The organism is Bifidobacterium sp. ESL0819, from assembly GCF_052606245.1.
This window is the reverse complement of the sequence record NZ_CP199587.1, coordinates 690,870-717,762: the sequence shown is the minus strand read 5'-3', so window position 1 is coordinate 717,762 and position 26,893 is coordinate 690,870. Positions and strand designations below refer to the sequence as shown.

At 61.9% G+C, this 26,893-nt stretch carries 20 protein-coding genes; 12 read left to right on the top strand and 8 right to left on the bottom strand.

All coding sequences use genetic code 11. The features are described 5' to 3' along the window. Positions 1-67: 67 nt before the first annotated feature. Entirely contained in the window at positions 68-1,375 is a 1,308-nt protein-coding gene (locus ACUIAD_RS03140) for a chloride channel protein (RefSeq protein ID WP_445343653.1), read from the bottom strand. A gap of 155 nt (positions 1,376-1,530) precedes the next feature. Then, positions 1,531-3,960: a prolyl oligopeptidase family serine peptidase gene (locus tag ACUIAD_RS03135; RefSeq protein ID WP_445343652.1), complete on the bottom strand. Its 2,430-nt coding sequence runs from the start codon at positions 3,958-3,960 to the stop codon at positions 1,531-1,533. Positions 3,961-4,189: 229 nt separating this feature from the next. On the opposite strand from ACUIAD_RS03135, the gene ACUIAD_RS03130 reads away from it, so the two are divergent. The 7 genes from ACUIAD_RS03130 to pknB are packed head-to-tail and all read left to right on the top strand — an operon-like array spanning position 4,190 to position 13,176. Next, entirely contained in the window at positions 4,190-4,894 is a 705-nt protein-coding gene (locus ACUIAD_RS03130) for an FhaA domain-containing protein (RefSeq protein ID WP_110451495.1), read from the top strand. A 36-nt stretch (positions 4,895-4,930) separates the two neighbouring features. Next, entirely contained in the window at positions 4,931-5,446 is a 516-nt protein-coding gene (locus ACUIAD_RS03125) for an FHA domain-containing protein FhaB/FipA (protein ID WP_375314986.1), read from the top strand. 6 nt (positions 5,447-5,452) lie between these two features. Then, a complete protein-coding gene (locus tag ACUIAD_RS03120) occupies positions 5,453-7,021 on the top strand; it encodes a BofC C-terminal domain-containing protein (RefSeq protein ID WP_445343651.1) in 1,569 nt (522 codons plus the stop codon). Positions 7,022-7,023: 2 nt separating this feature from the next. Beyond that, a complete protein-coding gene (locus ACUIAD_RS03115; RefSeq protein ID WP_110451492.1) occupies positions 7,024-8,568 on the top strand; it encodes an FtsW/RodA/SpoVE family cell cycle protein in 1,545 nt (514 codons plus the stop codon). Beyond that, positions 8,565-10,028, top strand: coding sequence for a penicillin-binding transpeptidase domain-containing protein (locus ACUIAD_RS03110; RefSeq protein ID WP_445343650.1), 1,464 nt, complete (start codon positions 8,565-8,567; stop codon positions 10,026-10,028). The genes ACUIAD_RS03115 and ACUIAD_RS03110 overlap by 4 nt, the downstream gene beginning before the upstream one ends. Then, positions 10,025-11,017 (top strand): serine/threonine-protein kinase, encoded by a 993-nt coding sequence (locus ACUIAD_RS03105; RefSeq protein WP_110451490.1) that lies wholly within the window; start codon positions 10,025-10,027, stop codon positions 11,015-11,017. Before ACUIAD_RS03110 ends, ACUIAD_RS03105 begins: the two co-directional genes overlap by 4 nt. Beyond that, the gene (pknB, locus tag ACUIAD_RS03100; RefSeq protein ID WP_445343649.1) at positions 11,014-13,176 is read left to right on the top strand and encodes a Stk1 family PASTA domain-containing Ser/Thr kinase; all 2,163 of its coding nucleotides are present in this window, start codon (positions 11,014-11,016) and stop codon (positions 13,174-13,176) included. Before ACUIAD_RS03105 ends, pknB begins: the two co-directional genes overlap by 4 nt. A 293-nt stretch (positions 13,177-13,469) precedes the next feature. Here pknB and ACUIAD_RS03095 read toward each other — a convergent pair whose 3' ends face one another. Together ACUIAD_RS03095 and ACUIAD_RS03090 are read right to left on the bottom strand one after the other, a co-directional pair. After that, on the bottom strand, positions 13,470-14,585 hold the full coding sequence (locus tag ACUIAD_RS03095; RefSeq protein ID WP_110451488.1) for a class E sortase: 1,116 nt from the start codon (positions 14,583-14,585) through the stop codon (positions 13,470-13,472). Then, positions 14,586-15,341, bottom strand: a complete 756-nt coding sequence (locus tag ACUIAD_RS03090) for a DUF881 domain-containing protein (protein ID WP_110451766.1) — start codon at positions 15,339-15,341, stop codon at positions 14,586-14,588. It lies immediately after the preceding gene. A 90-nt stretch (positions 15,342-15,431) separates the two neighbouring features. On the opposite strand from ACUIAD_RS03090, the gene crgA reads away from it, so the two are divergent. Continuing rightward, entirely contained in the window at positions 15,432-15,872 is a 441-nt protein-coding gene (gene crgA, locus ACUIAD_RS03085) for a cell division protein CrgA (RefSeq protein ID WP_110451487.1), read from the top strand. 469 nt (positions 15,873-16,341) lie between these two features. On the opposite strand, the gene ACUIAD_RS03080 is transcribed toward crgA, so the two are convergent. Next, positions 16,342-17,103 carry a rhomboid family intramembrane serine protease gene (locus ACUIAD_RS03080; RefSeq protein ID WP_258333090.1) on the bottom strand — a complete coding sequence of 254 codons (762 nt, stop codon included), beginning with the start codon at positions 17,101-17,103 and terminating at the stop codon, positions 16,342-16,344. 154 nt (positions 17,104-17,257) lie between these two features. Here ACUIAD_RS03080 and ACUIAD_RS03075 point away from each other — a divergent pair, with 154 nt between their 5' ends. After that, positions 17,258-17,488 carry a hypothetical protein gene (locus ACUIAD_RS03075; RefSeq protein WP_110451486.1) on the top strand — a complete coding sequence of 77 codons (231 nt, stop codon included), beginning with the start codon at positions 17,258-17,260 and terminating at the stop codon, positions 17,486-17,488. A 123-nt stretch (positions 17,489-17,611) separates the two neighbouring features. Continuing rightward, positions 17,612-18,031: a sterol carrier family protein gene (locus ACUIAD_RS03070; protein ID WP_110451764.1), complete on the top strand. Its 420-nt coding sequence runs from the start codon at positions 17,612-17,614 to the stop codon at positions 18,029-18,031. Positions 18,032-18,194: 163 nt separating this feature from the next. Here ACUIAD_RS03070 and ACUIAD_RS03065 read toward each other — a convergent pair whose 3' ends face one another. Next, positions 18,195-18,578 carry a DUF3073 domain-containing protein gene (locus tag ACUIAD_RS03065; protein WP_110451485.1) on the bottom strand — a complete coding sequence of 128 codons (384 nt, stop codon included), beginning with the start codon at positions 18,576-18,578 and terminating at the stop codon, positions 18,195-18,197. A gap of 153 nt (positions 18,579-18,731) precedes the next feature. On the opposite strand from ACUIAD_RS03065, the gene trpS reads away from it, so the two are divergent. Beyond that, positions 18,732-19,820, top strand: coding sequence for a tryptophan--tRNA ligase (trpS, locus tag ACUIAD_RS03060; protein ID WP_445343648.1), 1,089 nt, complete (start codon positions 18,732-18,734; stop codon positions 19,818-19,820). Here the strand turns inward: trpS and ACUIAD_RS03055 are convergent. Continuing rightward, complete coding sequence (locus tag ACUIAD_RS03055; RefSeq protein WP_258333112.1) at positions 19,817-21,763, bottom strand: threonine/serine exporter family protein; 1,947 nt, start codon at positions 21,761-21,763, stop codon at positions 19,817-19,819. The two genes, trpS and ACUIAD_RS03055, sit on opposite strands and share 4 nt — an antisense overlap. Positions 21,764-22,069: 306 nt before the next feature. Here ACUIAD_RS03055 and ACUIAD_RS03050 point away from each other — a divergent pair, with 306 nt between their 5' ends. Then, positions 22,070-24,829 carry a phosphoenolpyruvate carboxylase gene (locus tag ACUIAD_RS03050; protein WP_445343647.1) on the top strand — a complete coding sequence of 920 codons (2,760 nt, stop codon included), beginning with the start codon at positions 22,070-22,072 and terminating at the stop codon, positions 24,827-24,829. 407 nt (positions 24,830-25,236) lie between these two features. Here ACUIAD_RS03050 and ACUIAD_RS03045 read toward each other — a convergent pair whose 3' ends face one another. Beyond that, a complete protein-coding gene (locus ACUIAD_RS03045; RefSeq protein ID WP_445343646.1) occupies positions 25,237-26,874 on the bottom strand; it encodes a glycoside hydrolase family 36 protein in 1,638 nt (545 codons plus the stop codon). Positions 26,875-26,893: the final 19 nt, after the last annotated feature.

Below are 26,893 nucleotides of genomic sequence, written 5' to 3'. Positions count from 1 at the left end.
ATGAACGAAATCTTTCGGCATCACGCAGGGCCGGACCCTCAGGACGACACTGGGTTCCGACGACGGTTCATGCCTTGGCCGCGAACAGGCGTGAGACCGCCATCGACAGAGCGACGGCAAAGCCCATGGGCATGAAGGCCATGACCGGCAGGTGGCAGACCTCCATCAGCATGGCCATGGCCATGAGCGGAGCCTGCTGTGAGGCTGCCAGCAGGGAGGCGGCACCGACCACGGCACACTGCCAGACCGGCAGGCCGGGTACGAGACAAGCCAGCAACAGGCCCAGCACAGCGCCCGTGGCGGATCCCAAAGCTATGGAAGGCGTCAAAGTGCCGCCGAAGGCCCCGGCACGGATGGTGGCTGTGGTCAGCAGAGCCTTGGCCAACGCGAAGAGAACCAGCGAAGCAAGCGACTGAGCCAGCTGAAGTCCTGAGAACCCTGCGGACAGCCGCTGATCCATCCCCATCTGAGCCAGGGCCCGGCCGTTGCCCAAGACCTGCGGAATGACCAGAGCGACCAGACCGGTCAGCAGAGCCACCCCCGTCAGCTGCCAGATTACCGCAGGACCAGTGGTCCTATGGGCTTCAGCCCAGGAGGTCATCCGCCGGAATCCGGCCCCCAGCAGTCCCATGACCGGCCCGATCAACAGAACCACCGCCATAAGCCCGGGCCGGAATGGCTCGGAGCCGACCTTATAGTATGGAGCGAACCCCTTGATGGATCCCCCGACCAGAGTGGCCAGGGCTGACATGGCCAGATTGACCGTCACCACTTCGGCATCCACCCGCCGCAGCAGCACCTCTATGCCGAAGAAGGCACCAGTCAGAGGCGCAATGTAAATGCCGGCAAATCCTGCACCAGCAGCCGAGGCGACCAGCAGCGGACCGTCCTGATCACGCAGCCCCAGCCGTCGGCCCATCCTGGCCCAGAGACCGCCCAGAAGGGCCCCGGCCTCGCGAGGAGCCACCTCCCTGCCGATGGAGCCGCCAGCAGCAACGAAGAAGATCTGCGTGAGCACATGGATAACAGTCCGCCCTGGGGGCATAGGCGCGCCCTTGACGGCCTGGCCGACCGAGGGAACCAGCTTGGTCCTCGTCCGCAGCCAGGCCCAGACCAGCCCGGCCACAAGTCCGGCAAGAGTCACCGAGGCCAGCCTTCTGATCGGCTGCACCGTTTCAGCTGTGGGAGCTCCTGAAGTCTCCGAAAAACCCAACAGGCCGACCTGGATCAGCTCGAAGAACCTTGCCAGCAAGCCAGAAGAAAATCCGACCAGCAGGCCCAGACAGAGCACTGAAACCGTCAGGCCCCAGCTGCGGGGAAGCTGGAATCCGCGATCAGAATCTGAAGCCTGGTCAGGCTTTCGTTGGGTATGCACAACCCCAATCTAGCGGAAGCAACGGCCAGCAGAGCGTTAGTCCAAACAGCCTCCTCCGAGGTGCGACTTGCGCTCATAGCCACGAGAGCCAACCCAACCAGTTTCGGCCTTCCCATCAACAGGTCAGCAAAGTCGCTCCCAAGGCTGCCTTCCTATCAGTCCGTCTTGTTCTTGAGGGCCTCCCGCAGAAAGTCACGCTGCAGAATAAGCAGGTTCTCGGCCACGGTCTCGTCGTTGGTCATGTGGGTGATGCCGGTCAGCGGCAGAACCGTATGGGGACGGCCAGCCGCCATCAGAGCGCCGGAGAGCCTCAGAGTGTTGGCGACGGAGACGTTGTCATCCGCAAACCCATGGATCAGCATCAGCGGTCGGCGCAGCGAGGGTGCGTCATCAATGATCCCATTGCGTCGGTAGACGGCAGGGTCCATGCCCAGATAGCGCTCGGTGTAATGGGTGTCATAAAGAGACCAATCCGTAGGCGGGGCGCCTGCGCAGGCTGCATGGATCCGGTCGGGGGCCCGAAGAACCGATAGGGCCGACAGGAAGCCGCCATAGGACCAGCCGATCATGGCCACATGCCCCAGGTCGGCCTCGGGAGCGAAGTCCGGCAAGGCCTCCAGAGCCTCAAGCTGGTCATCCAGAGTCACCTGGGCCATGTCTTCAAAGATGGCCCGATCCCAGGCAGGACCACGACCAGGCGTACCCCGGCCGTCGGCGGTCAGGACCAGGAAGCCTTGATCAGCCCACCACTGAGACTCCCAGTAGTAGGACTGGTTGAAGACCACCTGCTGGGCGCCAGGTCCGCCGTAAGGCTTGAGCAGGACGGGCAGGCTGTCTGCACTGGCGTAGGGGCTGGATTCAGACGGTCTGACGATGGCTGCGAACAGCTCGTGCTGACCCATGCGCACGAAGTCCACGTTGGGAGTGAATCCGGGATCGCTGCTGGTATCGGCAAGAACGGCGCTCATGGCTCCCTGGCTGTTAATATGACCAGCATCCACAGCTCGGCGATCAGGACGATCCTGATGCTCCTGTCGGCTGCCAACCTGGCCCGAGGCAGCGGGATCAGCGACCGATCTCAAGGTGCTATCGGGGCGGGCTTCACCTACCAGGCCCAGTCCTTCAGCACCCAAGCGGTCCAGATCCCCATCAGCGCCCAAGTAGCAGTGGCGCACCTGCCCCTGTGCCGAGGCCATGGTCCGTCCGCTGACCACGATGCCATGGCCGGCACGCGAGGCAGACCACACTCCGGGCAGCCGGTTGAGCACGTGGATGGAACCGTCATACCCCAGACGCATCAGATCGAAACTGCGAGGATCGGTGGAGACCACCGCCAGCACATCATGGTCCTCCACAGACAGCACCTGCCGAATCTGGCAGCCAGCCGGGGAGAATACGCGCCCATCAAGGCGCAACCGTGTGGTGTCGGCTTCTAAATCAATGCAGGCATCCACCAGACCGCCCTGGGGCCGGTAGCCCGGCAACCCGGGCACCAGGTCGATCCACTGGTCGTTGCCGTGCTCCTGCAGAACCCTGGTGGCCACCTTGGGCGCCGCCTCGGGATCAAGCAAGGTCATATCCTGGCCCTGATCCAAGCCCTGGCGGACATCCGGCACCTGCACGTCCAGGATCCTGTCTTCGGTTTGCCGACGATTCTGAACCAGCAGGAGGGGACGATGCCCTTCCTGCCAACGGACCACGGCCAGGTACTCAAAGACCTGGCGGTTCCAGTCCACCTCGCCCACCCAGGGATCGGCATCATCATGGCCCAGGAAAACCAGACTCAACCCGACGCGGGCGTTGGCAGTCAGCGCCTGGGGATACCGCCGGGCGCGCGGCCCGGCCTGAGGATTGGCCGGATCGCTGATGTACCAGATCGGCTCATCGGAAGAATCCGTGTGCTCGACCAGCAGGGCCCGGGAGTCCGGTGACCACCAGAACCCCCGGTAGCGGTTCATCTCCTCGCCAGCCACGAACTCGGCCAGCCCCAGCTGCATCCGATCATCAGTACCGGGGCGCAGAGCCAGGACAGCTCGCTCACGGTCCTGCCCGGCGTCCTGCCCGATGGTAACCACCATCAATCGGCTACCAGTCGTATAGGCCACCATGGTGCCGTCAGGGCTGATGGCGGGATTGAGCACAGCCAAGTCACCATGCTCCAGGCTCAGAGCCCGCGTGGAGGCAGTGAGACCATCAGAGGCGATCAGCGAGAACCAGAGTCGGCCACCAAGGGCAAAGACCACCCGATCCCCGGCATCATCCACGCTGTAGTCGACAATGCCCTCGCTACCTTCTCGCGAGCGCTCCCTACGAGCCAGCTCGGCGACCGGCACCTGTTCCCGGTCTGCATCCTCCAGCAGGACCCTGGGGTCGGCCAGGAGCACCTCATGGTGGCGGCCTTCCTGATCGAAGACAGACAGCCAGAGCCCGGTCACCAGGTCCTCAGGCCCGTCGGAGCGCAGAAAGACGGCCCGTGAGCCGTCCCCCACCGCCAAGGCCGACCGTGGCGCACCCAACGTAAACCGCAGGGTCCGGGCCTTGGCCCGCGGATATGCCTCCATCGCCCGATCCACCTCTTCGGCCATGCTCGCTCCTCAAATATCTCTGGCATGGTCCCCATGACCATGCGTCTGCCACGATGATAGGCGCCCAGGTGCCAAAGGGGAATTCGATCAGCCTCTGTCCCGATGCGCCATTCTGGCATTCGCGCTCGCTTGGTCCTGTTCATTGGAGAAATTGCAAGCATCCGAGCGCCCATTACCTCCTTCCGACAGGGTCACGTACTATGAAGGGGTTATATGGAAAGGGATGACTATGAGCGTTCTCGATCGTTTCGAGAAGAGCGTAGAAGGCGCCGTTAACGGTGTCTTCTCGAAGTTCGGCTCCAAGGACCTACAGCCCGTCGATCTGTCGAGCGCCCTCGAGCGTGAGATAGACTCACAGGCCATGCCTGTCGGTCGCGACCGTACTGTGGCACCCAACGAGTACCGATTCAGACTATCCACCCCCGACTTTGACCGCATCGAGCAGTGGGGTTCGGAGGCCTTGGCCAACGAGCTGGCGGACAACCTGACCAAGTACGCCGAAAGCCAGCACTATGCCTTCGTCGGTCCAGTCGTGGTCGTCTTCGAGGAGGATCTCAACCTGAACAAGGGCGACTTCCACTTGTCCGCCGAGTCAGTCCAGGGTAACGCGGCGCCTGTCACCACCCCGGAAGAGTCCAAGGACTGCCCGGTGCTGGAGATCAACGGCCGCCAGTATCTGCTGACCGCCCCCATCACCACCATCGGCCGTGGGTCCACCTGCGACATCGTCATTGACGACGCGGGCATTTCCCGCCGGCATCTACAAATCGAGATCACTGACAAGGGCGTGGTAGCCCGTGATCTGGGGTCAACCAACGGCACTTATGTGGAGGGACATCAGGTTCCCGCAGCCACCCTGCTGGACGGCAACACCATCACCATCGGCCGTACCCGCATCCTCTACTGGGCGTCGTCGCAGGAACAGGATTCGTAAGTCGCCCAGACCTTGAAGTAAGGTCGAATCATTATGCTGACTGAACTGACATTCGCCATCCTCAAATACGGATTCCTGGCTCTGCTATGGGTATTCGTCTGGCTGGCCATCCGTTCGCTCCGCAAAGATATCGAGACCTTCAGCCCTAAGACTTCTCATACCCGTCGACGCAGCCAGCGCGCAGCCCAGCGCAAGCTGCCGGCGGCCGCCAGATCCGTGCCCGACGCCCCGGTCAGCAAGATTGAATCTGCAAGCGACGAGCCCTCATTGCTGGTCGTCATCGACGGACCTCTGGCTGGCTCCTCCACGCCGTTGTCCGGACATCCCATCACTCTAGGCCGCTCCTCCTCGAACACTCTGGTGCTGGATGACGAGTTCGTCTCGGGCCATCATGCGCGGGTCTACCAGGACCCCGCATCGAACCGATGGGCCATCGAGGATCTGGGATCCACCAACGGCACCGTCGTCTCTGGGCAGAAAATCATGGCGCCGACAATCCTACCGGCGGAGGTTCCCGTGCGCATCGGAGCCACCACCTTCGAGTTGAGGTAGCCGCCCATGACTAGGAACGATGCGAGCCAGAAGCTGTTCCTCTACTCCACAGCGGTTTCAGACGTAGGGTACGTACGCAGCAACAACCAGGATTCCGCCTTCGCCGGCGAGCGCCTGATAGCCATGTGCGACGGCATGGGCGGCCACGCAGGCGGGGATACGGCATCGACCATAGCCATCCGGTCCCTGGCACACATCGAACGCGACGACCGGGAGCAGGACGTGCAGGCCCTGGCTCGGATGATGGAGACCTCGGTCATCGCGGCCCATGATGCCATCGTGGGCAAAGCCAAGCGCGAACACCGGCTATCAGGCATGGGCACCACGGTCACAGCCCTGGCTCTGGCCGACAACTCCTGGGTGCTGGCCCATATCGGGGACTCCCGAGGCTACCTCCTGCGGGAGGGCAAGCTGATCCGGATGACCCAGGACCACTCTTATGTGCAGCACCTTATCGACACCGGCCGCATCTCTCCGGCCGAAGCCCGCAACCACCCTCAGCGCAACGTGGTCATGCGGGTCCTAGGGGACTTCGACATCGATCCCCGCCCGGACATCTCCATTTCCAAGGCTTTGCCCGCAGACCGCTGGATGATCTGCTCGGACGGCCTCTGCGGCGTTCTGGAGGACTCGACCATCGCCGAGGTGCTGTCTTCGGTCTCGGACCAGGCGGAGTGCGCCCAGCAGTTGGTTACATCCGCCCTCAAGGCCGGCAGCACCGACAACGTGACCGTGGTCATTGCCGACGCCACACTGGCCTTGGACGCTGATGCATTCAATCTGCCCCATCAGACCCCTCTAGTAGGCGGCGCAGCCAGCTCCAACCTGGAGGCCCTGGCCGACATCTTGGATGAACCCGTAGCAGCAGCACCGCGCCTACGCGATGAGTCTCGGGAGTCCCCTGCCAAGCGGGCCGCCGACCTGAGCCAGGATCGGGATTCCGCTAAGGAGGAGGATGAGGATGACGACGGCCGCACTGCCCAGCCCTCGGCTGCCCGAGAAGAGAGCGGCGAACGGCATGTGCCCGACACCAGCGAGATCCCCGTCGTCCACAAGAAGGACGGCTCGGCCTCAGCCGACCCCTACGATCCCGACGTGGCCAACGCCATTCACAAAGAGCACCTGGAGCAGCTCAAGCGTCAGCGCTCCCGGCATCGGCATATTCGACTGATCCTGGCCGGCATCATCACCCTGGTGGTTCTGGCCTTGGCCGGAGGCACAGGTGCTGCCTATCGATGGAGTCAGGAACAGTACTACCTGGGCACGGACCAGGGCCGTGTGACCATCTACCAGGGCGTGCCCACCAAGGCCTTCGCCCTCTCGCTCTCCCACCCGGTGCAAACCACGGACATCGCCGTCAAGGGGCTTCCCCAGTCCTGGCGTGATCAACTGGAAGAGGGCATCACCGTCTCCAGCATGGACGACGCCAAGGAGCACGTCACTTTGATCCGCAAGGAGGCCGGCGACCTCAAACGCGAACACGCCAAGGAGGCCAAGGACGAGTCCAGCCAGGCTACGGCTTCTCCCTCAGTCGAGCCCTCACCGTCGGAAACCGACCAGGGCGGGCGACAGTAGTCATGATCATCACACGACTGCGCCGCATGGGCCTTCTGCTCTTCTCCCTACTGGTGGGGTTCATCGGCTTCTTCCAGATGTTCGCCCGTGCAGCGGGCCGTTTCCCCGGGGACTACGCCGCCCTGCTGGCAGTCACCGCCGCCCTCTTCATCGCCCTCTGGATCCTGTTGGAGATTTACCAGCCTTACGGCAGCCAGGCCATCCTGCCCAGCATCGTCATCCTGAGCTCACTAGGCATCACCCTGATCACTCGTATAGACCTGCGCAATGCCCGGATCGGCCAGTCTACGCGAGTGGGTTTCACTCAGCTGATCTGGCTATGTCTGGCCCTGGTCCTGTGCGGGCTGCTGGTGGTGCTGCTTCGTGACTACAGGTTGCTGCGCCGCTTCTCCTATGTGAGCATGGTGGTGGGCCTGGTCCTGCTCCTGTCGCCCATGCTGCCCGGCATCGGCCGCGAGATCGGCGGCGCCCGCATCTGGGTAGGAGTAGGGTCGCACACCCTGCAGCCCGGCGAATTCGCCAAGCTCTTCCTGGCCTTCTTCTTCGCCGCCTACCTGTTCGATCACCGAGACCAGCTGGCCGTAGGCGGCAAGAAGTTCCTAGGCATGCGGATGCCCCGAATCAAGGACTTTGGCCCCATCATCATCGTCTGGCTGATTTCGCTGGCTGTCCTGGTCATCCAGCATGACCTGGGCACATCGCTGATGTACTTCGCCATGTTCGTCTCCATGCTCTACGTGGCCACCGGCCGCACCAGCTGGATCGCCATCGGCTCGGTCTTCTTCGTCATTGGGGCCGTGGCCTCATCCATGATCTTTGCCCATGTGGGCGCCCGCGTGGATGCCTGGCTGCACCCCTTCAGCAACGCTGAGTTCAGCAAGGCCTTCGGCGGATCCGGCCAGCTGGTGCGCGGCATCTTCGGCCTGGCTGCTGGCGGGCTGACAGGCACCGGTCTGGGCCAGGGACGCCCCTGGATCACCCCCCTGGCCAACTCCGACTTCATTTACACATCGGTAGGCGAAGAGCTGGGGCTGAGCGGCCTGCTGGTGGTACTGGCGCTCTATCTGGTCATCGTGGCCTCGGGCATGATCACGGCCATGAAGATCAAGGACGGCTTTGGCAAGCTCCTGGCCTCCGGCCTGGTCTTCACCATGGCCTTCCAGGTCTTCACCGTGGTAGGCGGCATCACCCTGGTCATTCCCCTGACCGGACTGACTATGCCCTACATGGCAGCAGGCGGCTCCAGCCTGGTAGCCAACTGCATCCTGGCTGTCCTGCTGATCATCATTTCCAACGCAGCCAACAAGCCTGCACCAGAGGTCAGCTCGGACACCTTCAAGTACGAGGCCCTAGCCGTCCTACGCGAGCAGGAGACCGGCCAGCGCAGCGGACAGAACGACTCAGACTCAGACGACAGAACCTCCCGCGAACAACAGGCCCACGGCCGTCATGCAGGATCCGCCGAACAGACCGATCAGGATGAGGCAAACGACATGCCAGCCACTGGCCGCATACCCATTCGCCAGGTTCGAGGAGGTGGACAGTGAACAAGTCCCTGCGTCAACTCTTCAACGCCGTCATCGTCCTCTTCGTCATCCTGGGGCTTTCCAGCTCCATCATCATGGTGATCCGGGCAGGGACTCTTAACTCGGACCCGCGCAATCTGCGCGCCCTCTACCACGAGTACGCAGCGCCTCGAGGGGCTATCCTGACATCGGACGGAGCCGTCATGGCCCAGTCCGACCCCATCAACGACTCCTTCCAGTACCAGCGGCACTACCACAAGGGGGCCGTCTACTCGCCCATCACTGGCTACTACTCCATCACCAGCCCAGCAGACAGGGGAATCGAGGCCTCGCGCGACCGTCTGCTGAGCGGCCAGTCGGACAGCCTGTGGATGGATCGGCTCAAGTCCCTCTTCACTGGCACCCAGAACAAGGGCGCTTCCATCGAGACCTCCATCAACCCCAAGATGCAAGAGGCCGCCTACGCCATGCTGGGCAATCTGTCTGGTTCAGTAGTGGCCATCGAGCCCTCCACAGGCCGTATCCTGACCATGGCCAGCACGCCAAGCTACAACCCCGAAGACCTGACCGCCCACGACAGCAGCGATGCTTCCCAAGCCTATCAGAAGCTGGCCTCCCGCTCAGACAACCCCATGCTCAACCGGGCCACCTCACAGCTGTATCCGCCCGGGTCCACCTTCAAGGTGATCGTAGCCGCCGCCGCCCTGGAGTCCGGCCATTACCACCTCGACAGCGAGTTGCCGGCCGGAGCCTCATACACCTTGCCCAACACCAACTACAATCTGACCAACGCCACTGCCACGGCCAACGGGGTCAATGGCAAGATCAGCCTGGAGAATGCCCTGGCCTACTCCTCCAACACGGCCTTCTCCCAGCTGGGGGTCGCCCTAGGCGACAAGACGCTGGCAACGCAGGCCCGCAAGTTCGGCTACGGCTCCACCATCACCCTGGACGGGACCAATTCCACAGGACGGCCCATGAAGGCCGTGGCTTCCAAGTTCCCCGAGGACCAGTCCCAGGACCGGCTTGCCCTTGCCTCCATCGGCCAGGGGGATACCCTGTCCACCCCGCTGCAGGCTGCCATGACGGCCGCTGCCGTGGCCAACGGCGGCAAACTCATGCAGCCGACCCTAGTGGACCGGGTGCGTTCCAGCGACCTGAGCGTCATCAGCGAAACAACGCCCTCGGTCTACTCACAGGCCTTCTCGTCGGACACCGCCAAGGCCCTGACCGGCATGATGGAAGCAGTGATCACCAAGAGCTACCCCGATCTGGCCATCCCCGGCATGCAGGTGGCCGCCAAGTCCGGCACAGCCCAGATCGGCACGGGCAATACGGCAAATGACGGGTGGATGATAGGATTCGCCCCGGCCGACAAGCCCAAGGTAGCCGTAGCCGTCGTGGTACATGGAATCTCCTCCTATGGCATGGAGATCGCCGGGCCGATTATGAAACGCGTCATGCAGGAGGCTGCCAAGTGAAACTGATACAGGGACAGCTCATTCATCGACGGTACCGTCTGGACCGCCGCCTTGCGCAAGGGGGCATGGGCGAAGTCTGGAAGGGCTACGACATCGAGCTGGGCCGCGTAGTGGCCATAAAGGCTCTGCGCGAAGACCTGACCAACGAGGAGTCCAAACTGTTGCGGCTTCGGGCCGAGGCGCACAACTCCGCCAACCTGGCCCATCCAAACATCGCCGCCCTCTTCGAGTACTACGAGCATGACGGCATCGGATTCCTGATCATGGAATACGTGCCCAGCCAATCCCTGGCTGACATCTACCGAACCCGTGGCGCGCTGGATCCCATCGAGCTGCTGCCCATCCTGATCCAGACGGCCCGGGGGCTCTACGTAGCACACTCCCATGGAGTCATCCACAGAGACGTCAAGCCGGCCAACATCATGGTCTCTGACACCGGTGAGGTCAAGATCACCGACTTCGGGGTCTCCTACTCCACCAACCAAGGGCAGATCACCCAGGACGGCATGGTGGTGGGCACGGCCCAGTACATCTCGCCCGAGCAGGCCCAGGGCCTCCAGGCCACTCCCCAGTCCGACATCTACTCCTTGGGCGTGGTGGCCTACGAGGGTCTCTGCGGGCACCGGCCCTTCACCGGCGCCACTCCGGTGGACATCGCCGCAGCACACGTTAACGATCCTGTGCCGCCGCTGCCGGACTCGGTGGACATCCAACTCATGAACTTCGTCATGTCCATGCTGGCCAAGGACCCGCAAGACCGCCCGGCGAATGCCCTGGTAGTCTCCCACACACTGGCAAGGATCGAACAGCGGCTTCTGGACCAGCAGCTGGGCGAAACGGAGATCATCAGCCCGCGCGCACCCACGCCTCGACGCATCGTGAGCAAGCCACACGCGGCAAAAAACATCTTCAAGCCCGTCTGGGGGCACTATGGAAAAGGAAGCGCGCAGCGCGGCCTTGAAGCGACGAACGGAGGGGATACCCTATGAGCATCACACTGCCGTCGTCCCTAGCGGACGGACGTTACCTTCTGGGACAACTGGTCGGACGCGGTGGCATGGCCGAGGTCCACAAGGCCGTGGACACACGTTTGGGAAGGACGGTCGCGGTCAAGATCATGCGTTCCGATCTGGCCAACGACGAGGTCTTCCTATCGCGATTCCGGCGGGAGGCCCACTCGGTCGCCTTGCTCAACAACCCCAACATCGTCTCCATCTACGACTCGGGCGAGGAGCTGCTGACTGACGACCAGGGCAATCATGAGCGAGTGCCTTACCTAGTCATGGAGTACGTGAAAGGCCAGACTCTGCGGTCCATCCTCAAGGAGAATGGCGCCCTGAGCCAGCGCGACAGCGAGCAGGTCATGCTGGGCATGCTGAACGCATTGGAATACTCCCACCACATGGGCGTCATCCACCGGGACATCAAGCCCGGCAACATCATGATCTCCGAACAGGGCATCGTCAAGGTCATGGACTTCGGCATCGCCCGGGCCATGGACGATTCGGCCGCCACCATAACCCAAACCCAAGGCGTGGTGGGCACGGCCCAGTACCTGAGCCCTGAGCAGGCCCGCGGCGCAAGCGTGGACATGCGCTCCGACATCTACTCGGCCGGTTGCGTCCTCTACGAGATGCTGACCGGGCAGCCGCCCTTCAATGGGGATTCGGCCGTGGCCATCGCCTTACAGCACGTCAACCAAATGGCGACCCCGCCCAGCACCATCGTACCCGGCCTGCCGAAGATGTGGGATTCCATCTGCGCCAAGGCCATGGCCAAGGACCGTCAGAACCGCTACGCTACCGCCGCCGCCTTCAAGAGCGACATTCTGGCCTTCATGAACGGTGGAACCCCAGTGGCTGCCGCCTTCAACCCGCTGACCGACCTGGCCAACGTCAAAGCCCGCAGGGATGCCGAGCAGGGGACCGAAACGGCCACCATGCCGTTGACCGAAGAGGAGACGGCCGCCACACAGGCCTTCAACCCTGTCCAGGACCCGCTCAACCCGGCCGCCGCCAGTGTCGCCACAGCCGAGCGCACTGCCACCAGGAAGGCCCAGCAAAAATCCAAGCGGCGCAAGAAGATCATCATCGGCGCCGTCCTGGGGGCTGTACTTTTGGTAGCCATCGGATTGGGCGCGTGGACCTTCATGAGCCGAAACCGTCATCCGATGGCCGAGGTGCCCACCATCAACGCGCAGATGTCACGGGCCCTTGTCCGCGATAAAGTCACCGCCGCAGGATTCCAGTACCAGGAGAAGGATGACCAGGACTCGGCCGAGCCCAAAGGTACCTTCACTAAGCAAAGCCCAAAGGGAGGAAGCATGGCTCCCAAGGGCTCCACAGTGACCGTCTGGTTCTCCTCCGGCCCCAAGGACACGGCCATCCCGGATGTCAAGGGCATGAACCAGCAGGAGGCTCGCAGAGCCCTGGAGAAGGCCGGATTCAAGGTCTCTCCCGCAGCCTCGGTGGAAGACAGCCAGGACGTGCCCAAGGACCATGTGACCCGCACGGATCCCGCCGCTGGCCAGAGTGTGGCCAAGGGAACCAGCATCCTGCTCTACATCTCCTCGGGTATGACCAAGGTGCCTGATCTGTCTGGCAAGACCAAGGACGATGCGACCAAGATCCTCGAGAGCCTGCACTTCAACATCACCATCAGCGAGCAGACCTCCAACTCCGTGTCCAAGGACATGGTCATCAGCACCGATCCGGCAGCCGGATCCTCCATCCAGCAGGGAGCCATGATCACGGTCAACGTCAGCAACGGCATGCAGCTAGACGACTATGCCGGCAGGAACATGACCCTGGGCGAGGTCAAGCGCGCCCTGGGCCAGGGGGTCAATATCACGGTCAACGGCCCCAACAGTGATAACGCTGTGGTCACTGGCCAGACTCCTGCTGCAGGTACCTCATTCGACAAGTCCAAGGACACCATCACCCTGACCACGCGCATCAGCATCCCGTCATTCTCGGGTGAGACTCTGGGCAGCTACCGGCAAAAGCTGATCAACAGCGGCGTCAGCGCCGACAGAATCAACTCCAGCGGCAAGGACTCGGACACGGTGACCGGCGTAAACCCCGGAGTCGGCAGCCGGGTGGACGACAACACCCCCATCATGGTGGCCACCGGCAGCTCCGCCAACTGACCGTATGGACCGGTGGCCCCAGCCAGCCCTGTCGCCGATCCATCGAGTTGGGTCATATAGGGCTAGGCAGAGTGAATACGGGATGAATAGGGCGATGACTGCAGAGTCCACGTCATTAGGACTATGACCACAAGACGTGGCTACCAGACCATGGCCACTGGAGAGTCTTGGACAAGACCTTTGCCTTCAGCAATCACTTCCGGCAGTCGACAAGGCATGATTAGCAATAAGCGGCGGGGTCACAGAGTCATATTGGATCCTGTGGCCCCGCCGCTCTTCCTATGTCGCCTAGGTCAGAAGGCGGAGTAGTTGGACATCTGTTTGAGTATGGGCACGTTGTTAGCCAGCCACGGGAAGCCCCACTCCATCAAGGCACAGGCGAGAACCAGCAAGAGCAGAATCAGCAGGAGCCATCGGATCGGAGCTATGCCGGACTGGTGCCGCAGCAACCAGCCGTAGATGCTGACCATAGGCTGTGGCCGCTCACCCTCGCGGATTTGCCTTAGCAACGGGTAGCGCCAGGCCGCCAAGGCCGCCAGATAGATGATCAGATAGGCCGCCACCAGGGCCAGGAGTACCGGCTGCAGGGATCCCATCCTAGCCATAACCGAGCCCTTGTCGTCTGCAAATACCACATTGCCGCCCCGGTCACCCAGCAGTTCCTTGGGCACTCCGTCAGATACCTTGGCCCAGTAATCGAACTCGCCCCAGCTGATCCAGCGGTGGGTTGCCGTAGTGTACTTGGGCTCACAGGTGGTCAGTGTGATCATGCGCTGATCAGGAGCCGCGCCAGGCGAGTAGGGGTTGGAAGCGATGACGTTTACCTGGTCGGGAGAGACGATCTTGTATCGGGTGTAGTGGTAGACGTACCAGTAATCCTTGGTGCGCAGAACGATGGCATCACCCACTCGCAACTCGTCCACATGGCCTAGCGGCTCACCATATCCGGCGCGGTGTCCGGCTATGGCCACGTTGCCCAGCTCGCCCGGCATCTGCGTATTGGTGTAGTGTCCCAGTCCTGCGTAGGCAAGTTGGCGAGGCGATGTGCCCTGAACCACGTTGCGCTCCCAGTGCTCGCCGAAACGAGGAATGTACATTTGAGCCATCAGATCGCCCTCAGAGGCTTGCTTGGGCTGCACCGGAGGCGTTCCATTCTGAGGCTTGGCGACCTTGCGGGTGTCTCCCGATCCTGGGTCGCTCCAAGAAGTCGAAGCCCGGGCCTTCAGCTGCTGATGCTCGGACTGCACACCGGTCCACCAGAGCTGCCAAACCACGTACAGGGCGCAGATGACGGCCAGCGTAATCAGCAGCTCCCCGACGATCTCTGCTATGCCAACCAGCCAGTTTCGTCGTTTATCTGCCGGTTTATCGACCGACGTCCTGTCGTTCTCCGAACTTTCTGTCGTCATTTACCGTGCCTTCTCATCTAAGGATGCATACTGGAGGGGCTGCAGAACAGCCGTCGTCTTGGGGAATCTCAGATTGTCCGAAGACTCGACATCCCATCCTAGCCCTACCGTATTCACATATTCCTTGTAAATCCGGATGGACGGCGAAGCATCCAGGGACTTGGTCATCCGATCGACTGGCCCTATGGCTGAAATCTTATATGGCGGCGAGTACTTTCGACCGTGCAGCAGCAGCACATTGCCCACGCATCGCACGGCCGTGGTGGGCAGAACCCGCTGATCCTGGATCCTCATGGATTCGGCTCCCCCGGCCCAGAGCGCGTTGACCACGCTCTCCACATCCTGCTGGTGGATGACGTAATCGTTAATATTAGCCGTCGACCCGTCGGACCCCACCTTCTGCTGCCAGAGTGGGGAATCGTCAAGAGTCACCGTCAATCCGGGCCCTTGGACGGCCTTGAGCACTGTGCCCGAGCCGGGGTCTTCGCGGGCTTGGGCGGAGTTGTCCTTGTCGTCGTCGGTCAGGGTTTTCAGAGCGTTGATCTGGGAGCTCATGTCGTTGATGTCCTTGCGCAGCTCAGCAGCCTTGTTCTCGCGCTCCTCCACCAGCCCGGCCGTATCGGAAGTGACCGTGACCGTCCTGTTGACGCGAATGTTGGCGGTTAGCATGAACCCGACCAGGGCCAGCACTATAGCCACGGACAACGTGCCGACCAGAGACCTGCGCGCACCGTGCCGTCCCGTTCGTCTGGCCATGGGCATACCTTCATTCTTGTCTGCGATAGTATTACGTTCGAGTCTAACCGCTACTATGGCTTAGTAGATCTACTGAAGGAGAATAACCTCATGGCAGAGCATCAACTCCATGATGACGAGGACGAGGCGGTGGACGAGGCCACGAAGACCGAGACCGAGAGTAAGACCGCTGACACTGGCGAGGATGCCGAGGACGAGGAGTACGGCCTGTCCATGGATAAGGTAGAGGCCGTGCTCAACCAGAGCGTGGACAAGAAGCACATGACTCCGCAGATGCGCCGCATCGTGCAGCGCCAGGAGGAGAATACCCGCCGCGTAGAAGACACCATCAAGAACACCAAGGCCAATCCCCGCTGGTTCGTGCCTCTCTTCGTCACGCTGATGGTGGTGGGACTGATTTGGATCGTGGTCTACTACATCGCCTCCACTAGGGGCAATGTCTTCCCGATCCCCGGCATCGGCAACTGGAACTTGGCCGTGGGCTTCGGCATCCTGCTGATTGGCTTCCTCATGACCATGTGGTGGCACTGATCCAGCTGCATTGTTCTTCATCAACCCCGCAAGCACTCAGGAACGGTTGCGGGGTCTTTTGCATACTCGCCCACATCCGGGTGTCCGTGCATGTGCGGATTCAACCCTCAGGCCGTACCTATTCTTCCACTGTCTCTAAGCTTGGACCAAAGTTATCCACACTCGCCCGAATTTATCGTGGACAGCCTAGGAGATCCGCCCAAAGCCCTACTGCTAATAGGGTTTTAGGTTTACTTATCCACTTTTAACCGGTATATATGCACCAGATCTGAATACTTATTCCCAGGTTATCCACATGATTGTCAACAAATGTGGATAGATGACATCCATGTCATTTATCAATCACGTGAGCACAGCCAGGCAGGCGATGCAGCATGCGACGAGAGCACGACCCTGGGCGAGGAAAGCATGAAGACCTGACTGCGGAAGACAGGCTAGTTGGCCGTCAACAGCAGGTAGGCGCTGATCCTCAGTGCATGGGGTTGGCTATGTTGCAGGCCAGAGCCAATAGGACCAGGGCTGCTAGGAAGATCAACGTGGGCAAGAGCCAAGAGAGCAGGCCGCGCAACTGTGAGCCAGGTCGGCCCATGCGCAGCAGGACCAGCATGAAGAGGCCGCCGATCAGGAAACCGCCCACATGGTCCTGCCAGGCGATGCCGGGCACGAACAGGGGCATGCAGAAGTTGATGACCATCCAGACCACCATGGAACGGATGTCAATCCCCAGACGGCGGTAAACCACCAGAATGGCGGCGAACAGCCCGAAGAGCGCGCCGGAGGCCCCAATGGCCGACGTGCCCCATCCACTTGGCACTAGGACCGCATAGACCATGAGCCCCAGGTCTCCGCCCAACCCGCTGATCATGTAGAGGGCCAGAAACCGTCCATGCCCTATCAGTTTTTCCAGCACCGGCCCCACAACCCATAGGGTGATCATGTTGAAGAGAATGTGCGAAACATTGGTGGCATGCAGAAACATGTTGGTCACAAACATCCAGGGCTCATGAATGGCTGCAATCGGCGCAAAGGCCCAGTATCCCAACAAAAGCTGCTGGTAATGAAGCGGAGCCAGCAGGTACAGGGCCATCTGGATGACCCAGGCCACCAGGCAGATCATGGTGATGGCCGCAGTCACCACCGGCGCCTGGTCATCCCAACGCCGCCGGATTCGTCCCAGCGGCCCTCGACCGCTCCCTCCGCCTGCGAAACCGGTGCCCATTCCATTGACCATGAACCATACCTTACCCGACCGCCCGGCCCAGGGTGTGCGGTTTCCGTGCCGCAATGGCATCGATGTGCCCCACAGTTCGCCGTTTTCCACTAGGATGTTGACTAGGTCGGTCGAAGTGGGCAGGACCGACGAAAGTCGTCGAAAGGAGCCAAACATGGAGAAATCATCTTCAAACGGCTGGAAGTTCTTTGCTCTGCTCTTCGGCACGCTGCTGGCCGGCGTTGTCGCTCTGTTCGTATACAAGCAGCAGAACCCGGATTACGATCCCTGGGAGGAGCCTTGGGAGAACAGCTCATCGCCAGTCGACCTAGGCCTGGCCAAGGAAGAGGAAGACAAGGGGTCTGAGGATCCCGAGACCCCTCTTCAAGCGGGCGCACAGGCCTGACTGTTTCGGTCGGGAAGGAATCCGAACCAGCGTCAAGGACGTGAGGGCAACGGATTCCTTTTTTTCATGCCTGACCGCGGCATGCTGGACACGTCTGTTGGGGCGGCGCGTCACAATGGAACCATGAGTGCCATACGGGAAGCAGACGTGGAAGAAGGCCGCCGGGATTTTCTGGCCTGGCGCGATGCAGCCAAGGAGGCCGCAAGCAATCTGGGCTCGGAGGGTGACCGACTGACGGTGGCCCCCCAAACGGATAGGCGCAGCAAAGCCATGGCCGTCCGCTATTCCCTGCATATGCTGGAGATCAAGGCCCCCGGCCCCGGCGTGGAGGTCAGGGTGGCCCCCTGGGGGGCCGTCAAGATTCTGGACGGGCCGGCATCCGATCCGCACAATCTGACCCCGCCTGACGTAATCGAGCTAGATCCTGATGTCTGGTTGCGGCTAGCAGCCGGTATTACCAATTGGAATGAAGAAGCCGCCGCTGGACACATCAGCGCCGTAGGCGAGCGCGACGATCTGCACGAGCTGCTGCCGCTGGTATGACCACACTGCGACCAACGGTGACTACCGATGGCTGACAATCGCAAATATTACATAGCAAACAGCAACAAGTGGCCAGAAGCCATACCCTGGATTCAGGCCGGAACCTTGACCGCTAGCCAGCTGCCTCTGTCGACCGGCCACTTCTACTAGCCGACTGCTTGGGCTACTTGTCCGCCGACCCCTTGGCTGAGGCCTTATGATCCTTGTGGTGTTTGAGCGCGCTGGGTATGGGAATGGGTATGCGCTTGTGCGGCTTGGGAGTGGCTGGCATCTCCCCCGAGGTGGCCTTGGCAGCAGCCTCAGCGGCCCACCGGGCGTAATCGTCCAGATCATCGTCCGGGGAATCCTCGGGGTCCTGGCCCCCCGATTTGCGCGGATCCGGCTTGGAGTACTCCTCTTCAACCATTTTGAAGGGATCCTTGCCCCTGGTTCCGGGTTCCTTGCTGCTGAGCTCTTTGGCCAGCTCGTCGTAATCCGTGTCCGTTGTCAGATATTTGAGCTTCCGGGCTATTTTCGTCTGCTTAGCCTTCTGACGTCCGCGGCCCATCCGACCCCCTTCGCCAGGTAACGTGCACTTAGGCAACTTGAATGTGAATTTGCATCATTTATGAGAGTACCACCTACGCATCTTGTCGGCTCGGACTTTTACCATAAAAGCAATTCCCAGAAGGACATTCGGCACGACGGCGAGGGTGGGACCATGCAGGAAGAAGAAGTCACAGCGGCAGGCAACGAGATCAGCGACAGCTTCAGAGCCGCGAAGCATCGTTCTGACCAGGTGCTGGCCGAACTGGACAAGAACCCGAGCCACTACACCATGCTGACCGGCGACCGCCCGACCGGCAGGCTCCATCTGGGCCATTACTTCGGCTCCATCCGCGAACGTGTTCAGATGCAGGATCGCGGCGTGCACACCAACATCGTCATCGCCGACTATCAGGTCATCACGGACCGTGACACCACCGAGCATATCCGCGACAACGTGCTCAACCTGGTCCTGGACTATCTGGCTGCGGGTATCGACCCCAAGAAGACCATGATCTTCACCCATTCGTCCACTCCTGCGGAGAATCAGCTGCTGCTGCCCTTCCTCTCCCTGGTGACCGAGGCCGAGCTCCACCGCAACCCTACCGTCAAGGCTGAGATGGAGGCCAGCGGCCATGCCCTGACCGGTCTGCTGCTGACCTACCCGGTCCACCAGGCCTGCGATATACTCTTCTGCAAGGCCAACGTGGTCCCCATCGGCAAGGACAACCTGCCGCATGTTGAGCTGACCCGGACCATCGCCCGCCGCTTCGACGAGCGCTACTCCGGTCAGGCCCCGGTCTTCCCCGAGCCTGATGCCATCCTGTCTGACACCCCTGAGATTCCGGGTCTGGACGGCCGCAAGATGAGCAAGTCCTATGGCAACTCCATCATGCTGGGCGCCACTGCGGAGGAAACAGCCAAACTGATCCGCAAATCGCCTACCGACTCCGAGCGCAGGATTACCTTCGACCCCATAAACCGTCCACAGGTCTCGGCCCTGCTGACCACAGCCGGTCTGGTGACCGACCGGAAGCCCGAGGAGATCGCCGAGGAGATCGGCAATGCCGGATCGGGAGCCCTCAAGGCCTACGTGACCAAGTCGGTCAACGAATTCCTGGCACCCCACCGCGAGCGCCGTGCTGAGCTGGCCAAGGACATGGACACCGTGCGCGACATCCTGGTCGAGGGCAACAAGCGTGCCAACCAGATAGCCGAGGAGACACTTGATCAGGTCCGCTCGGCCATGGGCATGCGCTACTAGACGTCGTACCGCCAGGAGCGGTCAGTAAGCACCCTGGCGGTGACCAGGCCGATAGGCAGGCAGATGATGACCATGAAGGCCCGGAAGGCCCAGTCCAGAGCATTAAGCGTATTGAACTGCCCCAGGTAGAACATGGCCCGGTACATATACAGGCCGGGCACCATGATGACGATGGAGGGCACGGTCAGACTGATTCTTGGGTAGCCCAAGTGGGGCGGCAGCAGACCATGACGGACCGAGGAGCGCCAGACCGTGGCCAGCATGCCGGCCAGGAAGGCGCCCAGAAAGGCCGCCATCTCCGGAGGGACTTGGAGCAGGTCCTGCATCTCCAGGCGCATGGTGTCGGTCAGAGCGCCAATGACGGCGGCCACCAGGGCCATGCGCTGGGGTGAGTTGAAGAGGACCGAGAAGCCCCAGACCCCGCAGAATGCTGCGATCATGCGCAGCCCGGCCATCAGCCAGGGGCTCAGGTTCATCGGTTCAAAGCCCTGCGGATTGAGCATAACCATCCTCGCCACGGCCCATCCGCCAAGTGTGGCCACCAGGATGATTGAGAAGGCATAGGTGATGCGCTGCACCCCCGATGGGAAGTCCAGCTTGGCGATGTCCAGACCGCCGGTGACCAGGGGGAAGCCGGGAATGACGAAGAGAATGGCGCCAATATAGGCCGTGTCGTGCCTGAGGGCCACGGGGTCGAAGAAGCCCGCCAGCCTCAACGTGCCGACGCAGGCCAGGGCAGCGACGATGACCGCCAGCCCGGTGGCAAAGAACTGGTTGATCCGCCTGCCCAGCATCTGGCGGCGCACCCACTGACCTATGCCAGCGCCGACAAAAGCCCCGGCCATGTCATAAGGGCCGCCGCCCAGCAGGAATACGAAGGCCGCGCAGGCCACGGCGGAGGCGAAGCCCGAGAAGAGGGGCGAATAGAGGGGTTTGCGTCGCTCGATCAGGTCTAGGCGTTCATGCGCCTGCCGGACCGTGATGCCACCCACTGCCTGCGGCTCTGAAGAGACGGACTCGTCAGAGGAGACAGCATTATCCGAGGATGCGGTTTCTTTGGAGTCTGTGGACTCTTTGAAAGACGCAGACCAGTCGGAAGACACTGCCTGTTCGGAGGATGCGGCGCCATCGGAAGACCTGGCCTTCCCCTGCGCATGGCCTAGTGCTGACGTAGGCCGCGCAGACGCACGATCTTCAATGGGTTCAGCCCCAAAGTCACAGCTTCGGCTGGCTGCAGACGATCCAGCTGCTGCAGAACCAACTACACCCGAATCTGAATCCTTGACCACAGCATCGGCAGTAGCGGAAGCTGTCCTGGAATCTTTTGAATCGTCCGAGGCTGCGGTGGTCGGCACGGCCTCCGAGCGAGGCGTAGAGCCTACGGTACCCAGACCGGCGGCCGTTCTGGTGTCTATGGCCGCCGCGTCAATTCGGCTCTGGCTGATCTCGTCCTGGTTGTGCACGGCGGCTGCCACCGCGTCCTTGAGCGCCTTGGCAGCCTCCTGGTCCTGGGCCAGCACCTCCTTGACCGCCTTGCGGGCCGCCGCGTAGATATTCGGCTCGTCCAGGTTGTCCACCAGCTCCCGAGAGACCACCGACATGGCGTGGTAGGTCCCCGCCTGCCCGCATTTGACGCTGAGCCAGTCGGCAAAGTGCTCCAGAAGCCAGATCCGTTCGGTGTTGACCCCGGTGGTAGGCAGGTCCACCACCTCGGTGATGCGGGACACCCCATCCGTGCAGGTGGCCTCGATGTCGGTCAGGTTGATGTCGGCCCGCACATGCACGCCCATGGGGTAGGCAATCCTGTGCATCATCTCGCGCACACGGAAGCTGCCGGTGCCGGCCCCCAGCTCCAGCATGCCCACCCGCACGATCAGGCTGGTCTTGGCCGCTATACAGGCCTCGACGATAGGCTTGTCATAATCGCGTTCAATGTCCTCCATATCCAGCGGAATGGAATGGGTGTGGTACTTGCTGACCCGTCTGACCTCGGCTGCGGCACTGCCGCGATAGCCATCCTTCGAACTCCTGCTCTTGAACTTCACACTCACATTCATACTCCACCCGGGTCACGTGCCGTTGCGCCGCCGCATGGGACCATGAAACGAATCTGACCAGAAAGCGTCCTAGAATAGGCCGCGAGCCATCGAACCGAAGGCTGTGGGCCTGCAACGCCGACCACCAATAACTGCGGAGGAGCCGTGGAATGGTCGAAGACCGGGCAACCTGCGATTCGACAAGGAGGACTGATGACAGACAGTAATCAGCAAATCACGGCTGCCGATGCGACCCTGGTCACATCCGGCACCGGAACCAAGGGCCCGGAGGAACGCAAACTGCCTCAATCGTTGGATGAGGATATGGCCTTGTGCCTGCGGCTGCTCAGGGATGTGTTAGGGGAATTCGATCAACAGCTGCTCAAACGGTTTGATTCACTGCGCGAGGACGTGATGACGGCTAGCGCCGAGCACTTCAACCGCCACCCTTCGGATCCGGTGCCCGACGAGGACGGCCTGGCCAAGGCTGTGGCCCTGATCGACAACACTTCAGTCAAGGATTCCCAGCTGCTGGCCCGCGCTTTGACCACCTACTTCCATCTGGCCAACCTCTGCGAGGAGAACTACCGGGTCAAGGTCCTGCATGAGCGCGAAGGCAGGGTGAACCTTGAGGCCAAGGGCACCGACCCCATCAACGAGATGACCAGCGCCTACAGCCAGCTCCTTCAGGAGATGGGCCCGGCCAAGGCCTCGGAGCTGCTGGAGAAGCTGGAGTTCCACCCCGTCTTCACCGCCCACCCCACCGAGGCGCGGCGCAAGGCCGTGGAGGGCAAGATCCGGCGCATCGCCAACCTGCTGGCCGTTCGTCGCGGTCTGGGCGGTTCCGAGCTGGAGGAGAACGAGCGTCTGCTGCACAACGAGATCGACGCCCTCTTCCGCACTTCGCCCATCGCAGCCAAGAAGCCGACGCCCGTCGAGGAAGCCAACACCATCCTGGACATCTTCGATGCCACGCTCTTCGAGACCATTCCCAGGGTCTATCGCCGCTTTGACGACTGGATGCTGGGCAAAAAGGCCGGCATGGTCAAGCCCGTCTGCCCCGCCTTCTTCCACCCGGGCAGCTGGATCGGCTCCGACCGTGACGGCAACCCCAATGTGACCGCCAAGGTCTCGCGCAGGGTGGCCCGCAAGTTCTCCGATCACATGCTCGAGGCCCTGGTCAACGCGACCACCACCGTAGGTCGCAACATGACCATGGAGGTGACCACCACGCCTCCCAGCCCCGAGCTGAGGAGCCTGTGGAGCCATCAGAAGGAGATGAGCGAGCGTCTGACCGACAGGGCCACCACCATCTCGCACAACGAGCTGCACCGTGCCGTGGTCCTGGTCATCGCTGACCGCCTCCAGGCCACCATCCAGCGAGACGCCGACCTCATGTATGCCGACTGCGACGACTTCATCGCCGACCTGCGCGTGGTCCAGGACTCCCTGGCCAAGGCGGGCGCGGTCCGTCAGGCCTACGGTCCCCTGCAGGATCTGATCTGGCAGGCCCAGACCTTCGGCTTCCACATGGTGGAGATGGAGTTCCGCCAGCACTCCCTGGTCCACGCCCGCGCTTTGGAGGACATCCGCGAGCACGGCCTGCATGGCGAGCGCGGCGAACTGCAGCCCATGACCCACGAGGTGCTCGACACCTTCCGGGCCCTGGGAGCCATCCAGAAGCGCAACGGCCAGAAGGCTGCCCGTCGCTACATCATCTCCTTCACCAAGTCGGCGCAGAACGTCAAGGATGTCTACGAGCTTAACCGGCTGGCCTTCGAGCATGCCGAGGACGTGCCGGTCATCGATGTAATCCCCCTGTTCGAGCAGCTGGAAGATTTGCAGAATTCGGTGGACGTGCTGGAGGAGATCATCAAGATCCCCGAGGTCCAGTCCCGGCTCAAGGAGACCGGCAACAAGATGGAGGTCATGCTGGGCTACTCCGACTCCTCCAAGGATGCCGGTCCCGTCTCGGCGACCCTGGCCCTGCACTCCGCCCAGGAGCGCATCGCCAAGTGGGCCGAGAGCCATGACATCGACCTGACCCTCTTCCACGGACGCGGCGGCGCTGTCGGACGCGGCGGCGGTCCTGCCAATCGGGCCGTGCTGGCCCAGCCTGTAGGTTCGGTCAACTGCCGGTTCAAGCTGACCGAGCAGGGCGAGGTCATCTTCGCCCGCTACGGCAACCCGGTCCTGGCCATCCGCCACATCGAATCCGTGGCTGCGGCCACCCTGCTCCAGTCCGCGCCCAGCGTGGAGGAGCGCAACACCACTATGACCGAGAAGTACGCGGACATGGCCGACAAGCTGGACCAGGCCGCCCATGAGCGCTTCCTGGACCTGCTGCATACGCCGGACTTCGCCCCTTGGTTCTCCATCGTGACGCCTCTGAACGAGATCGGCCTGCTGCCCATCGGCTCACGGCCCGCCAAGCGCGGACTGGGAGCCAAATCCTTGGACGATCTGCGGACTATACCCTGGGTCTTCTCCTGGGCGCAAGCACGAATCAACCTGGCCGCCTGGTACGGTCTGGGCACCGCCTGCGAAAAGTTCGGCGACCTGGAGACCTTGCGTCAGGCCTATGAGGAATGGCCGCTCTTCAGCACCTTCATCGACAACATCGAGATGAGCCTGGCCAAGACCGACGAGCGCATCGCCAAGATGTACCTCTCCTTGGGCGACCGGGACGACCTGAGCCAGAAGGTCCTCTCGGAGATGGAGCTGACCCGTAAGTGGGTTCTGCAGATCGTGGGCGACGAGTGGCCCCTGCAGCATCGCCACGTGCTGGGCCAGGCCATCCGGATCCGCTCCCCTTACGTGGATGCCCTCTCGGTCACCCAGGTGCGCGCCCTGCGCGCCCTGCGTCGTCGCAACGACAAGGAGGAGCTCAGCAAGAGCCAGCAGGCCGACTTCATCTACCTGATTCTCTGCACTGTTTCAGGAGTCGCCGCCGGCCTGCAGAACACCGGCTGATCGCCTGGCACTTTGTTCTGCCGAATGGGGATGAAAACAAGTGTGCACCCCTTAATTCCCATCCAGGAGCTGTAAAATGACGGCCGGTCCGGTCCAGGGTTGAATAGCCCTCGCGGGACTGACCGTCATTTTTTCATTGCGCCAGCTATGAGTGCCACCGTTGACAGGCTGAACTGTCAGAATTATTGCGCGGTGATAGGATTGCAACAACTATACAAAGGTGCAGATATCAATGACTTACACTGACTGTGATGGGAGGCGGTCGGCAGGGTTCTTGGAAGACTCCGTAGATGACGCTATCGAATACTAACCACTTACTTCGCATGAGTAAGGCCGGATTTCGATCACTGTAATCCGGCAAACCGGCGGCTGTGCGCATCCCCAACCAGCACGGCCGCCATCTACTTCTAAACAGCGGAAAGGTACCCGTCGTAACGCTCGGGCATATCTGTGAACTCCAGACCAGCTGGCTGATACCAGGAGTATTGGCGGACGCCGCCGCCATCAGTCCAGATTTCAGGGCAATCGTTGACCAGCCAGTCCGACGGAATGGCATGGACTCCACCGGTCGAAGCCATGGCCAACGCCTGCCTGAGCTGGCCCTCCTGGTCGGCGGTCAGGCTGCCGGGGCGAGCTGAAAAGAAAAGCGGGGTGCCGGTCCGCGCCAAGAGGTCCATCCACTGACGGTTGAGCTCCCAGTCGATTGTGTCGGATATGCCCACGCAGTCGGCGTCGGTGGCGTAGAAGCTCCCGTTCTGGGGCAGACGGAAGGCCAAAGTATTGACCCCGATCTGCCTGGTCCGCTCCCACTGCAGGCCGCTGGTGTCGTCGCCGGTCCGGTTGATCTGCATGAAGCCAACGCCCAGGTGGCCCACCACATTGCACCCCTGAACCAGCATCCCGGTCTTGGTGGCCTGCTCGAAGATGGCCCGGTAAAGCTGCTTGACCACCTGGGCGCTGGTCAGGCTTCGGTCGTAGAAATGCCAGCCGTCCTGGCTGGGCCAGGGGTTCATCTGGAAGCCCCACCTGCCCAGCAGGTCGAAGGTGCTGAAATCATGCTTGACCAGCTGGTAGCCCCACTCCCCCAGCTGAGCAATGTCCTGGCGGATGTAGTCCAAGGTCTGCGGGTTCGAGGGGTCCAGGCATCCGTTGTGCGGAAGCCTGGACTGGTCGGCAATGGTCTCGTCCTCGTTAAGGAGCGGGCGGTACCAGATGCCGGGCGTGACGCCCATGGCCTTGATCTGGTCGGCCAGGGCGCCCATGTCACCGAACTTCTCATTGCCACGCCGCCAGGGGCCGCCATTGTAGTCCTCAAGCCGGTGGTGGTCCTGCCAACCGTCGTCGATGACCATGGTGGGGCGGTGGGCGTTGCCCTGAGTCAGGTCGGCCAGATATTCGGCATCGGCAAGAATCCGGGAGCGGCTGGAGTCCCCGTAGGCGTAGTACCAGTTGTTGCTCCCGTAGACCGGTACGGGGGGCATAAGGCCGTTGCGGCTGATTCGGGAGCAGAAGTCACTGGCCACAACAAAGACCGAGCCGCCCGTCCGCTCCTGGAGCGGATATTGCAGGCAGATGATGGTGGCCGCTTCAAGCTTACGCCCATCCAGAACCAGTCCAGCGCCGCCGTTGCGCAGGTCCAGGAAAAGAGTGATGCCGGCCGTATCGACCTGCCAGAAGCAGAAGGCGTTGGCACCGGTGGCCACCCCATACCCCTCGGCCTGCTCCTGACCCGCAGCAAGGAAGTACCAGGGCATGAACCGGTTGGCGCGCATGGTCTGGAAACCCATGCGGCCGTAGCCACGCTCCCAGGCGTCGCCCAGGTAAAGGTCATTGGAGGACATGGGCTTGGTCCAGCGCAGGGCCAGGGACCGGATGGGGGTGGTGCCGGCGGTCAGGCTGACCTTGAGAGCAGACCCGCCTGTGAGGGTGACCCTCGCATCGAGGGCTGTACGGAAGGGCCTGCCTGCGGGCGCCGTCTCCCTGTCGGCATCTGTAGTCAGCGTGATCCAGTCCGGCTCTCCTAGGCTAAGGCTGGTTGGGTTCATGATTCAGCGCTCCTTCATC

What these genes read in the sequence shown, in the direction of transcription:
- ACUIAD_RS03050 (WP_445343647.1), top strand. Translation starts at nt 22,070, where the DNA reads ATGACAGACAGTAATCAGCAAATCACGGCTGCCGATGCGACCCTGGTC.
- ACUIAD_RS03055 (WP_258333112.1), bottom strand. Translation starts at nt 21,763, where the DNA reads ATGGAGGACATTGAACGCGATTATGACAAGCCTATCGTCGAGGCCTGT.
- ACUIAD_RS03075 (WP_110451486.1), top strand. Translation starts at nt 17,258, where the DNA reads ATGGAGAAATCATCTTCAAACGGCTGGAAGTTCTTTGCTCTGCTCTTC.
- ACUIAD_RS03130 (WP_110451495.1), top strand. Translation starts at nt 4,190, where the DNA reads ATGAGCGTTCTCGATCGTTTCGAGAAGAGCGTAGAAGGCGCCGTTAAC.
- ACUIAD_RS03095 (WP_110451488.1), bottom strand. Translation starts at nt 14,585, where the DNA reads ATGACGACAGAAAGTTCGGAGAACGACAGGACGTCGGTCGATAAACCG.
- ACUIAD_RS03120 (WP_445343651.1), top strand. Translation starts at nt 5,453, where the DNA reads ATGACTAGGAACGATGCGAGCCAGAAGCTGTTCCTCTACTCCACAGCG.
- ACUIAD_RS03080 (WP_258333090.1), bottom strand. Translation starts at nt 17,103, where the DNA reads ATGGTCAATGGAATGGGCACCGGTTTCGCAGGCGGAGGGAGCGGTCGA.
- crgA (WP_110451487.1), top strand. Translation starts at nt 15,432, where the DNA reads ATGGCAGAGCATCAACTCCATGATGACGAGGACGAGGCGGTGGACGAG.
- ACUIAD_RS03115 (WP_110451492.1), top strand. Translation starts at nt 7,024, where the DNA reads ATGATCATCACACGACTGCGCCGCATGGGCCTTCTGCTCTTCTCCCTA.
- ACUIAD_RS03070 (WP_110451764.1), top strand. Translation starts at nt 17,612, where the DNA reads ATGAGTGCCATACGGGAAGCAGACGTGGAAGAAGGCCGCCGGGATTTT.
- pknB (WP_445343649.1), top strand. Translation starts at nt 11,014, where the DNA reads ATGAGCATCACACTGCCGTCGTCCCTAGCGGACGGACGTTACCTTCTG.
- trpS (WP_445343648.1), top strand. Translation starts at nt 18,732, where the DNA reads ATGCAGGAAGAAGAAGTCACAGCGGCAGGCAACGAGATCAGCGACAGC.
- ACUIAD_RS03135 (WP_445343652.1), bottom strand. Translation starts at nt 3,960, where the DNA reads ATGGCCGAAGAGGTGGATCGGGCGATGGAGGCATATCCGCGGGCCAAG.
- ACUIAD_RS03090 (WP_110451766.1), bottom strand. Translation starts at nt 15,341, where the DNA reads ATGGCCAGACGAACGGGACGGCACGGTGCGCGCAGGTCTCTGGTCGGC.
- ACUIAD_RS03065 (WP_110451485.1), bottom strand. Translation starts at nt 18,578, where the DNA reads ATGGGCCGCGGACGTCAGAAGGCTAAGCAGACGAAAATAGCCCGGAAG.
- ACUIAD_RS03045 (WP_445343646.1), bottom strand. Translation starts at nt 26,874, where the DNA reads ATGAACCCAACCAGCCTTAGCCTAGGAGAGCCGGACTGGATCACGCTG.